Source organism: Paenibacillus sp. Lou8.1 (assembly GCF_024213565.1).
Taxonomy (GTDB): Bacteria; Bacillota; Bacilli; order Paenibacillales; family Paenibacillaceae; genus Paenibacillus; species Paenibacillus polymyxa_B.
Window position 1 is genome coordinate 251603 of the sequence record NZ_JANAVN010000010.1, and the last position, 13107, is coordinate 264709.

15 protein-coding genes are annotated in these 13107 nt (G+C 47.1%); 13 read left to right on the forward strand and 2 right to left on the reverse strand.

The features are described from left to right. Positions 1-479 precede the first annotated feature (479 nt). Positions 480-1010: a cysteine hydrolase family protein gene (locus NLX78_RS16370; protein ID WP_061829613.1), complete on the reverse strand. Its 531-nt coding sequence runs from the start codon at positions 1008-1010 to the stop codon at positions 480-482. A gap of 133 nt (positions 1011-1143) precedes the next feature. Between NLX78_RS16370 and tsaE the strand changes: the two genes are divergently transcribed. Genes tsaE through tsaD form a run of 4 tightly spaced genes read left to right on the forward strand, consistent with a single transcriptional unit; the run spans position 1144 to position 4057 of the window. Beyond that, positions 1144-1623, forward strand: a complete 480-nt coding sequence (gene tsaE / locus NLX78_RS16375; protein ID WP_254329305.1) for a tRNA (adenosine(37)-N6)-threonylcarbamoyltransferase complex ATPase subunit type 1 TsaE — start codon at positions 1144-1146, stop codon at positions 1621-1623. 3 nt (positions 1624-1626) lie between these two features. Continuing rightward, positions 1627-2463: a tRNA (adenosine(37)-N6)-threonylcarbamoyltransferase complex dimerization subunit type 1 TsaB gene (tsaB, locus tag NLX78_RS16380; RefSeq protein ID WP_039269583.1), complete on the forward strand. Its 837-nt coding sequence runs from the start codon at positions 1627-1629 to the stop codon at positions 2461-2463. A 17-nt stretch (positions 2464-2480) separates the two neighbouring features. Next, a complete protein-coding gene (gene rimI, locus NLX78_RS16385; RefSeq protein ID WP_254350983.1) occupies positions 2481-2996 on the forward strand; it encodes a ribosomal protein S18-alanine N-acetyltransferase in 516 nt (171 codons plus the stop codon). Next, positions 2993-4057 carry a tRNA (adenosine(37)-N6)-threonylcarbamoyltransferase complex transferase subunit TsaD gene (gene tsaD / locus NLX78_RS16390; RefSeq protein WP_023987471.1) on the forward strand — a complete coding sequence of 355 codons (1065 nt, stop codon included), beginning with the start codon at positions 2993-2995 and terminating at the stop codon, positions 4055-4057. The genes rimI and tsaD overlap by 4 nt, the downstream gene beginning before the upstream one ends. Before the next feature lie 546 nt (positions 4058-4603). On the opposite strand, the gene NLX78_RS16395 is transcribed toward tsaD, so the two are convergent. Further along, positions 4604-6568, reverse strand: coding sequence for an ABC-F family ATP-binding cassette domain-containing protein (locus tag NLX78_RS16395; RefSeq protein ID WP_039270134.1), 1965 nt, complete (start codon positions 6566-6568; stop codon positions 4604-4606). A 270-nt stretch (positions 6569-6838) separates the two neighbouring features. Here NLX78_RS16395 and NLX78_RS16400 point away from each other — a divergent pair, with 270 nt between their 5' ends. From NLX78_RS16400 to NLX78_RS16440, 9 genes are all read left to right on the forward strand, one after another. Then, complete coding sequence (locus NLX78_RS16400; protein WP_254350994.1) at positions 6839-7471, forward strand: 5-formyltetrahydrofolate cyclo-ligase; 633 nt, start codon at positions 6839-6841, stop codon at positions 7469-7471. Between the two features lie 52 nt (positions 7472-7523). Then, positions 7524-8012 (forward strand): cyclic pyranopterin monophosphate synthase MoaC, encoded by a 489-nt coding sequence (moaC, locus tag NLX78_RS16405; protein ID WP_013309211.1) that lies wholly within the window; start codon positions 7524-7526, stop codon positions 8010-8012. A 113-nt stretch (positions 8013-8125) separates the two neighbouring features. Next, on the forward strand, positions 8126-8608 hold the full coding sequence (locus tag NLX78_RS16410) for a MogA/MoaB family molybdenum cofactor biosynthesis protein (protein ID WP_013309212.1): 483 nt from the start codon (positions 8126-8128) through the stop codon (positions 8606-8608). A 103-nt stretch (positions 8609-8711) separates the two neighbouring features. Beyond that, positions 8712-8963, forward strand: a complete 252-nt coding sequence (locus tag NLX78_RS16415; protein ID WP_254350984.1) for a twin-arginine translocase TatA/TatE family subunit — start codon at positions 8712-8714, stop codon at positions 8961-8963. Positions 8964-9075: 112 nt separating this feature from the next. Next, a complete protein-coding gene (gene tatC, locus NLX78_RS16420; protein ID WP_103048885.1) occupies positions 9076-9843 on the forward strand; it encodes a twin-arginine translocase subunit TatC in 768 nt (255 codons plus the stop codon). Positions 9844-10199: 356 nt separating this feature from the next. Continuing rightward, complete coding sequence (gene groES / locus NLX78_RS16425; protein ID WP_007429271.1) at positions 10200-10481, forward strand: co-chaperone GroES; 282 nt, start codon at positions 10200-10202, stop codon at positions 10479-10481. 73 nt (positions 10482-10554) lie between these two features. Continuing rightward, the gene (groL, locus tag NLX78_RS16430; protein ID WP_013369880.1) at positions 10555-12183 is read left to right on the forward strand and encodes a chaperonin GroEL; all 1629 of its coding nucleotides are present in this window, start codon (positions 10555-10557) and stop codon (positions 12181-12183) included. A 208-nt stretch (positions 12184-12391) separates the two neighbouring features. Further along, positions 12392-12769 (forward strand): hypothetical protein, encoded by a 378-nt coding sequence (locus NLX78_RS16435; RefSeq protein ID WP_483311682.1) that lies wholly within the window; start codon positions 12392-12394, stop codon positions 12767-12769. Positions 12770-12904: 135 nt separating this feature from the next. Further along, the coding region (locus NLX78_RS16440; RefSeq protein ID WP_254350985.1) for a hypothetical protein at positions 12905-13107 on the forward strand (203 nt) is incomplete at its 3' end.

The following is a 13107-nucleotide window of genomic DNA, read 5'->3' on the forward strand; positions in this document are numbered from 1 at the left end:
GCCTAAGACAGTGAGTGTGACGGTTCGATCGCCTTCTCTCATTGGAAATTAAAACCATTTTCATCATAGTTCTAATGCAGATTTTGCTCAATGTCCAAATATTTACACATATCTATGTACAGATGTTTATAGGGCCATATACTCCACAATAATTAGGCCATTCTAACGTTTTCTGTTAATTTCTTAATTTTTCTGAAAATCATGATCATTAATTGAATTTTATGTTAAAAATGAAAGTTGCAATCCATACGTGAGAAAGTTTTCCTCGCAATATCATCTAACTCATCGCTGGGTAATAAAAAAAGCCTCCAGAATTTTCTGAAGACGGCTTTGCCTTTCAATATTCATGATCTTCGTTATATTGTGCTAGCTCGCTTCTTGTTAACAGTGTCACCCGAAAGTGCGCTTTTTTCGCATGAACAAAAAAAGAAGCCGACTTGCTTGAAAGCAATCGGCTTGGAACATTAAACTTCAACAACTCACGAAAAATGTACATCTTCTGTCGCAAGTAAACGCACAAAACGATTGCCAAGCATACCATTATGATGAGCTACGATTTGTTCACCGCTTAGCACCTTGCTATCAAATGTACTATGCGCATCCAATACGAGTACGTTGTTCTGGTATCCCAGACTATAGGCGCTTCGGCAAGTCGTGTCGAGGCAAAACTCGGTCTGCATCCCCGCGATTACGAGTTGATCGGCCCCCAGTTCCTTCAGTACATGGCCCAATTCGGTTTGGTAGAAGCTGTCCCAGGATGATTTACGGACAATTCGTTCATGAGGAAGAGGACGCACTACGTCGGCGATGGCCCAGCCTACACTGTTTTCTCGGAAATCCTCATCCGCTTCATCGGTATGCTGTACAAAAATCACCGGTGTACCTGTAGCTCTGGCTTTGTCCAAAAGCTGCTGCAAATGCGCTACAACTTCCTGCTCACGATACAGCTTCTCATCATACATGAACATAGCCTGCTGAACATCAATCATGAGTAAAACGGTTTGCCCCATCGTTTCAATCCCTCCCTGTGTGTATCACTAACTTACAATAGCATGTCTTCATGCCTTGCGGCGACATAAGGTGAACTATATAATAAAGAACAAGTTGGAACGGTCCGATTCGGACGAAAGGTGATTAAAATATATGACAATTTCGCAGGAGCAGTTTACGTTCCGTTCTGTCTCAGAGGCACAGACCGGGTCATTGGCTGGTTTTTTGGCAGCCAAAGCGGTTCCCGGAACGGTGATTGTGCTGGATGGAGATCTGGGAGCGGGCAAAACTGCTTTTTCCAAAGCTTTTGCCGGCCATTTAGGTGTGCCGGGCATCGTAAATAGTCCAACCTTTACCCTCATTAAGGAGTACGAGGGCCGATTGCCTTTGTATCATATGGATGTGTACCGGATTTCCCAGGACGAGGCGGAGGATCTCGGGCTGGACGAATATTTTTACGGGACAGGAGTATGTCTGGTGGAATGGGGTAGTATTATACCGGATATATTGCCGGAGCAGCGGCTTCACCTGTATATAGAAACAACGGATGTGGGGGAGCGCTTGATTCACCTGACCGGGTACGGCGAGCCTTATGAACAATGGTGCCGCAGTTTGCGGGAGAATGGAGTTTGAACCATGCAAAGAGAGCATACAGATGTGAATGTAAAGCCGCGTGAGCGGTTTTTGACGTTAGATACAGCGACGACCGTGATGGCGGCCGCTCTGATGAACGGAAGAGAATTGCTGGGAGAAAGCAACGTCTATGGCGAACGTAATCACTCCGTGCATGTGATTACCGAGCTGGAACGACTGCTGAATGAAGAAGGGCTGACACGAGATGATGTAGATGGTATTGCAGTTGGTGTTGGACCGGGGTCTTATACCGGTATCCGGATTGCGGTGACCGCAGCCAAAACACTCGCTTGGGCCTGGGGTATCCCGGTGACGTCCATATCCACTTTGCACGCTTTGGCGTGGGGTGGTTGGAATCGTGGTATCGAGATGAAGGGACAAGAAGATAAAAATGAGTCTGTGAATAACGGTTCATCCGGAGCGCAGGCAGCAGACTGGATTGTGCCTGTGCTGGATGCGCGCCGTGGTCAGGTTTACACGGGGCTGTTCGGCGTGAATACAGTTGACGACACCGAGAGCCCTCAACGGCTGGAGCCAGATGCAATTCGCTTGATGACTGCTTGGACCGATGATCTGCTGCAACGGCTGGAGGCTTTGCCTTCTGAAGAGCGTCCTCCGGTCATTTGGCTAGTCGGTGAAACGGCGGTTCACGCCGAAACAGCCGAGCGCCTGCGTGCTTGGAGCGAGCTGCGTATCGTACCTTATGAGCTGGAGGGAAGATGGGTTGGCCGCCTTGGGGCGGATAAGCTGCTTCGTCAAGAACATGACGAGCTACATACGCTGGTTCCTAATTATACCCAGCTGGCGGAGGCGGAAGCCAATCTGCTTCGTCAGCGCTGAAGAGAGCGGTGAACAACATGGCAAAGAACATACAGCGGGAAGAGAAACTTGAGTTTCGCTTGATGCAACTGGATGATATTCCCGATGTGCTGGAGATTGAGCGTGAAGCGTTCACGCTGCCGTGGACGGAGGAAGCATTCCGCAATGAGCTGACGATGAATCATTTCGCTAAATATATGATTATGGAACTAGACGGACGAGCCATTGGTTACGCAGGCATGTGGACGATTATGGATGAGGCCCATATTACGAATATTGCGATTCGTGAGGCTTATCGCGGACGCAAGCTTGGGGACAAGCTGTTGGATGAGCTGATGCAGACGGCCTCTTATTTAGGGATGGAACGTATGACGCTGGAGGTGCGGGTAACGAACCGGATCGCTCAGGGCTTGTATGAGAAAAAAGGCTTTAAGCCCGCAGGTGTGCGCAAAGGCTATTATTCGGATAATAACGAGGATGCCGTGATCATGTGGGCGGATCTTCCCGCGCATGGGGCATCCGGTGAACAGGAAGGAAGCGTGCAGAAGCAATGACGCAAGAGGAAAAAGCAGGTACAGGCTCCGCCTCCGGCGAGCCTTGCTATATACTGGCAGTGGAAACGAGTTGTGATGAGACGGCTGTTTCCGTCGTGAAAAATGGTACAGAGGTGCTCTCAAATTTGATTTCCAGTCAGATTGAAACACACAAAGCCTTTGGTGGTGTTGTGCCAGAGGTAGCTTCACGCAAACATGTGGAGAGCATCACCTACATGCTGGACGAGGCCATGCAAACATCGGGAATTACCCCTCGTGAGATTTCGGCGGTTGCCGTGACACAAGGACCAGGACTGGTTGGCGCATTGTTGGTTGGAATTGTCGCTGCCAAGAGTGCTGCCTTGGCGTTCGGCAAGCCATTAATCGGGACGCATCATATCGCGGGACATATTTATGCCAATCAGCTGGAGCATGATATCGTATATCCGTGCATTGCTCTCGTTGTGTCAGGAGGACATACAGAGCTGGTGCTGATGGAGTCCGAAGGTCATTTTCAACTCATTGGTCGTACAAGAGATGATGCGGTTGGGGAAGCCTACGACAAAGTAGCGAGAGCGATTGGGTTTCCGTATCCGGGTGGCCCGCATGTGGATCGTGTGGCTCATGAATCGGAGGAAGTGGTTACTTTGCCGCGTGCATGGCTGGAGCCGGATTCTTATGATTTTAGCTTTAGCGGTTTGAAATCTGCGGTGCTGAATGTAATTAACCAGACGAAAATGCGCGGAGAAACCGTTCATGTGGGAGCGATCGCAAGAGGCTTTCAAGAGTCGGTCGTCGAGGTGCTGGTGGAAAAGGCGATTCGTGCCATGCGTGAATACGGTGCGAAGCAGCTTCTGCTTTGTGGCGGTGTGGCTGCTAATCGCGGACTGCGTACAGCATTGCGGGAGCGCTGTGAGCGCGAAGGAATCGAGCTGCTTGTACCATCGATGAAATATTGCACAGATAATGCAGCGATGATCGGCGCTGCGGCCTACGCCAAATGGAAGCGCGGGGAATTTACCTCATTGGATATGAAGGCTGATCCAGGGCTGTCTCTGGAAGAATGGTCTGTCCAAACTTAATTGAAGAAGAATGAGCAAGACACGGCACAGTTGAGTCGTGTCTTTTTTGTCCGCTCCAAAACTATCATAAAAATATAAATTCAAGAGGATAAAATACAGGAGTTTGAGCAAATGAAAGGCAGCCTCTCATTCACTCGCATTATTCGTCACAATTGTTCACGATTTTTCATGATCCATCAAAAAAATCTGGAATTTTGATATTGCCCGAATAATGATGTGATTTGTCAAGTTGTGAACAAAGTTATCCACATATACCGCTTCGAATGTGGATAACCGGGTCCGAAGCAAGCAGGCTAAGACTTTTTGGAGATAGCAAGTTGGGGGATATGTAACACCTTTAGTTCTTGTGAAATCTGTGGATAATGTGGATAAAAAGGTGGATAAATTTGGTTTTCATTTGAAAATGGCTTTTTATCAATAAAAAAATGGCCCAAAAGGCCATTTTTTAATCTCATTCATACACATAAGCTGTGGATAATCTTGTGTACAAAAATATAGAAGAGGAAAATGTGAAATTTTTAAGGCTAAGATTTTATGCAGTAGTTTTTATTCTTCTAACAGCTCTTCCCAAGAGGTATAGGTTTCAGTCAATTCCTGTTTATGGGTGTCGAGTTGTGCCTGAATATTCTGAAGCGCTGTGTAATCCTGATAAATCTCAGGCAGGGTCATTTGTTCCTCCAGCCCTAAAATTTGTTCTTCCAGCGTTTTGATCTGGTTTTCCAATGCCTCCAGCTTGCGTTGACGGCTACGTTCCTCGCTTTTGGCTTGTTTGTCTGCCGCATAGGTGGCGGCGCGTGATTTGGATGTGGTCTCGTCTGTCACGGATGCAGAGGTAGCCGATGTTTTGCCGCGTGTGGCCTGATTTGCCTCCAGAGCTTCCTGCGCAATTTCCTCTAACTCCTGCTTTTTGGCTACATAGTCATCATAATTCCCCAGGAAATGTTCTATCCCCCCAGGATGAAGCTCGATGACACGTTCCGCCATTTTGTTCAGGAAATAACGGTCATGGGAAATGAACAACAGCGTACCGTCATAGTCCATCAAAGCCGCTTCCAGCACTTCCTTGCTAAACAGATCCAGATGGTTGGTAGGCTCATCTAGAATTAACACGTTGGCTTCGCGCAGCATGAGCTTGGCCAGAGATACACGGGCTTTTTCCCCTCCGCTTAATGCAGCTACCTTTTTAAGTACATCGTCACCGCTAAACAGGAAATTACCCAGCACTGTACGAATACGTGCTTCTTCCATATGAGGGTACTCGCTCCACAACTCCTCCAGTACGGTATTGGCGGGGTTCAGGTTCGTCTGCTCCTGGTCATACAGGCCGATTTTGATTTTCGTACCCCAGTGGATGGAGCCAGCAGCAGGTTTAAGTGATCCGGTCAGACATTTGAGCAACGTCGATTTTCCGATCCCGTTCGGACCAATCAGTGCCACGGTATCTCCACGTTTTAAGTCGAACGATGCATGCTGGAATAAAGGCTTTTTACCTTCATACCCCACAGAGAGGTCACGTACCTCCAGTACTTCCTTACCTGACATATGGGCTGTTTCAAAGGAAAAATGAGCCTTTTTCAAGTCTCCCATGGGCCGATCCATACGCTCCATTTTATCTAGCTGCTTGCGCCGACTTTGAGCGCGTTTGGTCGTGGAAGCCCGCACGATATTGCGTTGTACGAATGCTTCTAAACGGGCAATTTCTCCTTGCTGCTTTTCGTAATGCTTCAGATTCGTTTCGTACTCGGCAGCCTTCAGCTCCATGTAGCGGCTGTAGTTGCCTGTATATCGAGTAGAACGATGGCGTTCAATTTCAATAATCGTCGTTACCAGTCGGTCCAGGAAATAACGGTCATGTGATACAACCAGCAGAGAACCGGAGTAGCCGCGCAAATAATCCTCCAACCAAGTCAGTGTTTGAATATCCAGATAGTTGGTAGGCTCATCGAGCATAAGGACATCTGGTGCGAGCAGTAGGATGCGCGCTAGCGCAAGCCGAGTTTTCTGTCCTCCGCTCAGAGTAGCTACGGGCGTCTCAGGTGCAAATGAACCAAAGCCCATACCGTGCAGCACGCTGCGAATACGGGTCTCCATTTCATAACCACCGTGATCCTTGAACCAGTCTGAACGACGTGCATAGCGTTCCAGCAGATCTGCGTAGCGTTTTTCGTTTTGAGCATTGGCCAGGTCAGCGATGTCCTGTTCCATTTGCCGCAGTTCCCGTTCCGCTTCAATCAGGGGAGTGAACACCAGCATCATTTCCCCCCAGATAGAACGGTCAGAATTCAAGCCGCTGTTTTGCGCCAGATAACCGATGCTGGTCTCCTTCGCCTTGAAAATTTGTCCACTGTCATAGGATATTTCACCAGCAATGATTTTGAGCAGGGTCGATTTGCCTGCACCGTTCACACCTACGAGTCCAATACGTTCACGTTCCAATATTTGAAGGTTAATCCCGTCCAGAACGGGCTCAATTCCATAAGATTTAGTAATTCCGGTTACTTGCAATAGCATAGCGTATCGTTCCTCCATTACATTTTGCACAGTTCTACCTGCTTTTTTCACAGGTACCTTCCTTCCAGTTTACATGAAATTACCCACTATTGCACTGCTTTCACCCTGTAAACCCTTGAGCCGCGTGTAGTCAATTTGTATAAACAATGATAAACTTAAACGAGAAGTGAAAAAGAATGAAAAAAACTTGCAACGTACAGCACTTACTGACAAATGGGACAATAGTAACGTTTTAAAGATTATCGACGATTGTGCGGGAGGGCGGATGTGATGGATGTCTGTAATGTGAAGAACGCGCTGCGTTTGCAGCAACGGGAAGCGCGTGACTCCATGGACCCGCTGACAAGGCAGAAGGCATCGGCTGTGGCCTGTCGGCATGCAATCGAGGCATGGGAGCAGCTTAGAATAGACAGAAACGGAGATAAGCTAACCTTATTTAGTTATCTCTCTTTTGGCAGCGAGATTTCGACGACTCCCCTCATTGAGCATTGCTGGTCACAGGGAGATCGTGTCCTAGCCCCAAGAGTGGATCCGGTAACTCGGACTATGGAGGTGAGGGAGATGGATCAGTACGGAGATATTGTACCCGGCATCTGGAACATCCCTGAGCCTGCTTTGACATGCAAGGAATGGTCGCCTGAAATGTGGACGGGAATTGACTGGGTTGTTGTGCCCGGCTTGGCCTTTGATCGCCGTGGGGGCAGGATCGGCTACGGCGGAGGCTATTATGACCGCTTTACCGTACAGGTAGAGGCAGAGAAGCGTAACAACAGCCATGTAGGTCCGCTTTATGTCTCGCTGCTGTTGCCGGGACAATTGCTAACACAGGTGCCCATGGAGCCAAGGGATTTGCGAGTGGACGTGCTGTTTACTCTGGATGGACGCTTAGATTGTGATTATTGACAAATGATGAATGAAGTAAAGTTGGGTATGTGAAAGGAGCTGTGAGGGAGTCGTGGATTCCTTTACTCATTTTAACGAACAGGGACGGGCTCGGATGGTAGATATTTCGGGTAAAACGTCTACGATTCGTACAGCAGTTGCCGTGACTCAGATTACGATGAATCCGGCTACATTGACGGCTGTAAAAGAAGGAAGAATCGGCAAGGGTGATGTTCTTGCTGTGGCCCAGGTCGCAGGGATTCAAGGCGCGAAAAAAACGTCAGACTGGATACCGATGTGTCATCCACTGGCCCTGACAGGCGTGAACATTACTTTTTCCGATAATGGACATGATGTGCTTCATATTGAAGTTGAAGTGAAGACCGAAGGTAAGACAGGTGTAGAAATGGAAGCTTTGACAGCGGCTTCAGCCGCAGCGTTAACCGTGTATGATATGTGCAAGGCGCTGCAAAAAGATATGATCATCGGCCCTACCATGCTGCAATCCAAAACAGGTGGCAAGCATGGGGATTTTCAAAGGGAGGACCACCGGGAACCTTGACATAGACAACATTGTCGCCGAGAGGGTACTGTGATGTGATGGAGGATGCAGCGTGGCTGTTTCTGATTTTCAGAAGAGAAAGTATTCTTTCATGATAGGAGAAGGGTGATCTTATGGTGTGGAAAACGGCGATCCTAACAGCCAGTGATAAAGGGGCAAGGGGAGAGCGTGAGGATACAAGCGCACAGGTCATCCGGGAACTCATCGAAGAAGAACTGGGCGGAGAGATTGTGGAATACCGGATCGTTCCCGATGAACCGGATGAAATTATTGCAGCTTTAATCGAAATGACCGATTATTTTCATGCAGACCTGGTACTAACTACGGGTGGAACCGAGCTGGCGATCCGTGATGTGACACCGGAGGCGACTAGGCGGGTTGTGGAACGGGAAGTGCCAGGCATGGCGGAAGCCATGAGAATGATCGTGATGCAGAAAAATCCAGCGGCTATGCTATTCCGTGGAATCGTAGGAATACGCGGACGTACACTGATCGTCAATTTACCAGGAACGCCCAAAGGTGTGCATGAAAATTTGGCAGCGATAATGGACCAACTTCCAGAAGCGCTACTTATGGTGACAGGCCAGTTCCGGTAGAAGGCAGCACATCGTGTGTGGTATGATACCTATAAGAATTTATAAGGCCGTATACGGACAAAGATTGTTATTTTGTCCGTCAACATAAGGAGGATTACTACACATGCCCAATATTGGAGCACCGGGTTATATTTTGTTGATCATTCTGGCGCTGCTGTTATTTGGTCCGAACAAGCTGCCTGAGCTGGGTCGAGCTGTAGGGCGTACATTCCGTGAGTTTAAAAACGGGGCACGCGATATTTTATCAGAAGATGAACGGACTGAGCGTAAAGACAGCAAAGATAGTGTGGTCAAAGCATCACAGACGACGTCTTCAGAAGTTCAACCTCAGCCTGAGGAAAAACGCTTGTCATAGATTTAGTGATCGATTCTTGATGCTTGTACAATAAACAAAAGCCTCTTCTTCAGTGAAGGGCTTTATTTTTTAGGAGGCGCTGCTGCGTTCCGTTCAGAAAGGAGGAGTGGACTTGACCCCATCAGAGCATGAAATGCCGCTAATGGAACATCTGGGAGAGCTTCGCCGCAGAATTATCTATGTGCTAATTGTATTTGTATTGGCACTGGCTGGTGGTCTGTTCGCAGCGGGTTCTGTCTATGACTGGCTTATTCGCTCCGGTTCGGCGCAAGCTTTTCAGTTAAACGCGTTTTCCTTTTGGGACGGGATCGGTATCTACATGAAGATCGCCATGATCATCGGGATTGCGGTGGCGCTACCGTTTGCTTGCTACCAACTGTGGAAGTTTGTCAGCCCGGGCTTAAGACCACAAGAACGAAGTGCGACTTTGCGGTATGTGCCTTATGTGCTGCTTTTGTTCATCATTGGGACAGCTTTTGCTTATTTCATTATTTTCCCGATGGCAATTCAGTTTACATCGTCGGTCACCAAAAGTATGGGATTACAGGAAACGTACGGGATCGCACAATATTTCACCTTTATGTTTAATATTGTACTACCTGTAGCGCTGCTGTTTGAGCTCCCCCTGCTTATCATGTTTCTGACGGGGATTCATGTTTTAACACCAATGCGGCTTCGCAAGTGGCGGAAGATTTCTTATTTTCTGCTTGTGTTCGTTGCGGTTGTCATTACCCCGCCGGACTTTATTTCCGATTTTTTGGTGGCGATTCCGTTGCTGGTGCTGTATGAAGTGAGCGTGTATTTGTCTTCGGTCGTGTACCGCAGGCAGCTGCGTGCACAGGAGGAACGTGAGGCCCAATTGCGTGTAGCTTCAGAATAATAAGGCAGGACCTGGATGGCTCAGTAAACAATTTATTCGGGTCCGCGCTACATGTCTTGCAGATGATGAATAGCATTTGTATATCATGACTATTTATAGAGCATAACAGCAGCAGCTTAGCTGCCTTAAAAATAACCATTAGCCTTGAGTTAACGGTTATTTTTCAGATAGATGGATATAATCGGGAAGGGCTGTCCATAAAAATTCCCATAAAAAATACATTAGGGACTTGAAATTCAATCCCAAGTTGAGTATCATAAAGTTGGTTGTTAGCACTGACGACTGTCGAGTGCTAATACATACAACATAACAACCAAATTACAGGATAAAACACTTAATAAGGAGGCTATTTTTTCATGATCAAACCTTTGGGTGAACGCGTATTGGTGGAAGCAATTGAGCAAGAGACAACGACTTCCTTCGGGATCGTACTTCCTGACTCTGCCAAGGAAAAGCCGCAAGAAGGCAAAATTATCGCGGTTGGCGCAGGCGCATTGAAAGACGGTGCCCGTATTCCTCTGGAAGTAAAAGAAGGCGACCGTGTCATTTTCTCTAAATACGCTGGAACGGAAATCAAATATGAAGGTAAAGAATATTTGATTATGAAAGAAAGCGATATCCACGCGATCATCGGTTAACCGGAACCCGGACAAGACCTGAATATAGGAATTGAAACAAATCATTCATAATCCATAGGGAGGTTTATCACAAATGGCTAAAGATATTAAATTCAGTGAAGACGCTCGTCGCTCTATGTTGCGTGGGGTTGACGCATTGGCTAATGCTGTTAAAGTAACACTCGGACCGAAAGGCCGTAACGTTGTACTGGAGAAAAAATTCGGTAGCCCGCTCATCACCAATGACGGTGTAACGATTGCAAAAGAAATCGAGCTGGAAGACGCGTTCGAAAACATGGGCGCTCAACTGGTTAAAGAAGTAGCAACCAAAACGAACGATGTAGCTGGTGATGGTACGACTACTGCTACTGTTTTGGCTCAAGCCCTTATCACAGAAGGCCTGAAAAACGTAACTGCTGGTGCAAGCCCAATCGGTATCCGTAAAGGGATCGACAAAGCGGTTAAAGCGGCTGTCGCTGAACTGCAAGCCATCTCCAAACCAATCGAAAGCAAACAATCCATTGCTCAAGTAGCTGGTATTTCCGCTGCTGATGACGAAGTAGGCGAACTGATCGCTGAAGCTATGGAAAAAGTGGGCAAAGACGGTGTAATCACTGTTGAAGAATCCCGCGGTTTTGCAACAGAGCTGGAAGTGGTTGAAGGTATGCAATTTGACCGTGGCTACATTTCCCCGTACATGATTACAGATACGGACAAAATGGAAGCTGTACTGGACAATCCGTATATCCTGATCACAGACAAAAAAATCACAAACACACAAGAAATCCTGCCATTGCTTGAAAAAATTGTACAACAAGGCAAGCCACTCGTTCTGATCGCTGAAGACATCGAAGGCGAAGCACTGGCTATGCTCGTTGTTAACAAACTGCGTGGTACATTCAACGCTGTAGCTGTTAAAGCTCCAGGCTTTGGTGACCGTCGTAAAGCAATGCTGCAAGATATCGCTGCCCTTACAGGCGGTCAAGTGATTACAGAAGAACTGGGTCTGGACCTGAAAACCGCTTCCGTAGACCAACTGGGTACAGCACGTCAAGTGCGTATCACTAAAGAAAATACGATTGTGGTTGACGGTGCTGGAAACAAAGCCGACATCGACGCTCGTGTTAGCCAAATCCGCACGCAACTGGAAGAAACTACTTCCGAGTTCGACAAAGAGAAACTGCAAGAGCGTCTGGCTAAATTGTCCGGCGGCGTAGCAGTCATCAAAGTCGGTGCGGCAACTGAAACAGAATTGAAAGAACGCAAACTGCGCATCGAAGATGCCCTGAACGCAACCCGTGCTGCGGTTGAAGAAGGTATCGTATCCGGTGGTGGTGTAGCGCTCCTGAACGTATACAAAGCAGTTGCAGCTGTTGAACTGCAAGGCGACGAGCAAACAGGCGTGAACATCGTGTTGCGCGCTCTGGAAGCTCCAATCCGCACCATTGCTGCTAACGCAGGTGAAGAAGGCTCTGTAATTGTTGAGCGTCTGAAACGCGAAGAAGTTGGCGTAGGCTTTAACGCAGCTACTGGCGACTGGGTAAACATGATCGAAGCTGGTATCGTGGACCCTGCGAAAGTAACTCGTTATGCTTTGCAAAACGCTGCTTCCGTAGCAGCAATGTTCCTGACTACCGAAGCGGTTATCGCTGACAAGCCAGAACCAGAAAAGGCTGCAATGCCTGACATGGGCGGCATGGGTGGTATGGGCGGCATGATGTAACAAAGGGTCCAAAAACCCTGTAATACCGCTATTTAAAAGGCTCCCGAGAGGGAGCCTTTCTTCATTAAATCACGAAAAAATCACATTTCTTGCAAAGGGAGATGATCTTTCGTGAAATTGAAGTTCAATATATCTGCAAAGTGAATTCTTATTTTCTCATTAGCATCCTTTTTCATATGTTGAATACATAGCCGAAACAGCAGATACCATGGAAGGTGAGAAACTTTCAATGCTGTTAAACGTTATGATAGCTGCTAATCAATATAATTTGGATGTTGATGATGTACTTTCAAGGTTTAAAAAAGACATTGATGCCGTTACTCAACTCCCGACATCTACTGATATGTACAGCCAACAAGTAGTACCCGACTACATTGCATGGTTTGGTTACGAAATGGCCTACTATTATTTAAACAGAGAAAGGTACAGTGTTTTTTTAAAACAATTGTTATTTACAATGGTAAAGTCACATATAATAAATAATGAGACTTACTTTATAAATTGTATTGGCCTGTTTATGCGTTTCCAAGTCTATGCGACTCCTGAAATCAAAACAGAGTTCTCCAATCTAATTGAAAAGGTGTAGGACTGTTAATTGTTGCGAGTAGCTTTTTAGTTTTCATGACTGTACCTGGTATCTAAATCCTTGTGCAAGTTGGAGGTTCCTAAACGTCAGTACAGCAATCCCCGCTAACCTTAATTGGTCGGCGGGGATTTTTAGTTGAAGAACTGCTTACAGACGGATATTTCTAGGTGGAACTGGTATAAGGCCACAAAAGAAACAACGGTAGGCGAGGACGGGGAAAATAAAGTCCTAGACTGTCGTTGTTTCATTGAACTAACGTTTCCCGTTAGAATTCCTGTAAAACGAATAATCTGGTCTTTGCACAAAAACGAGCGCCTCGGTACGATGGGGTTACGTCA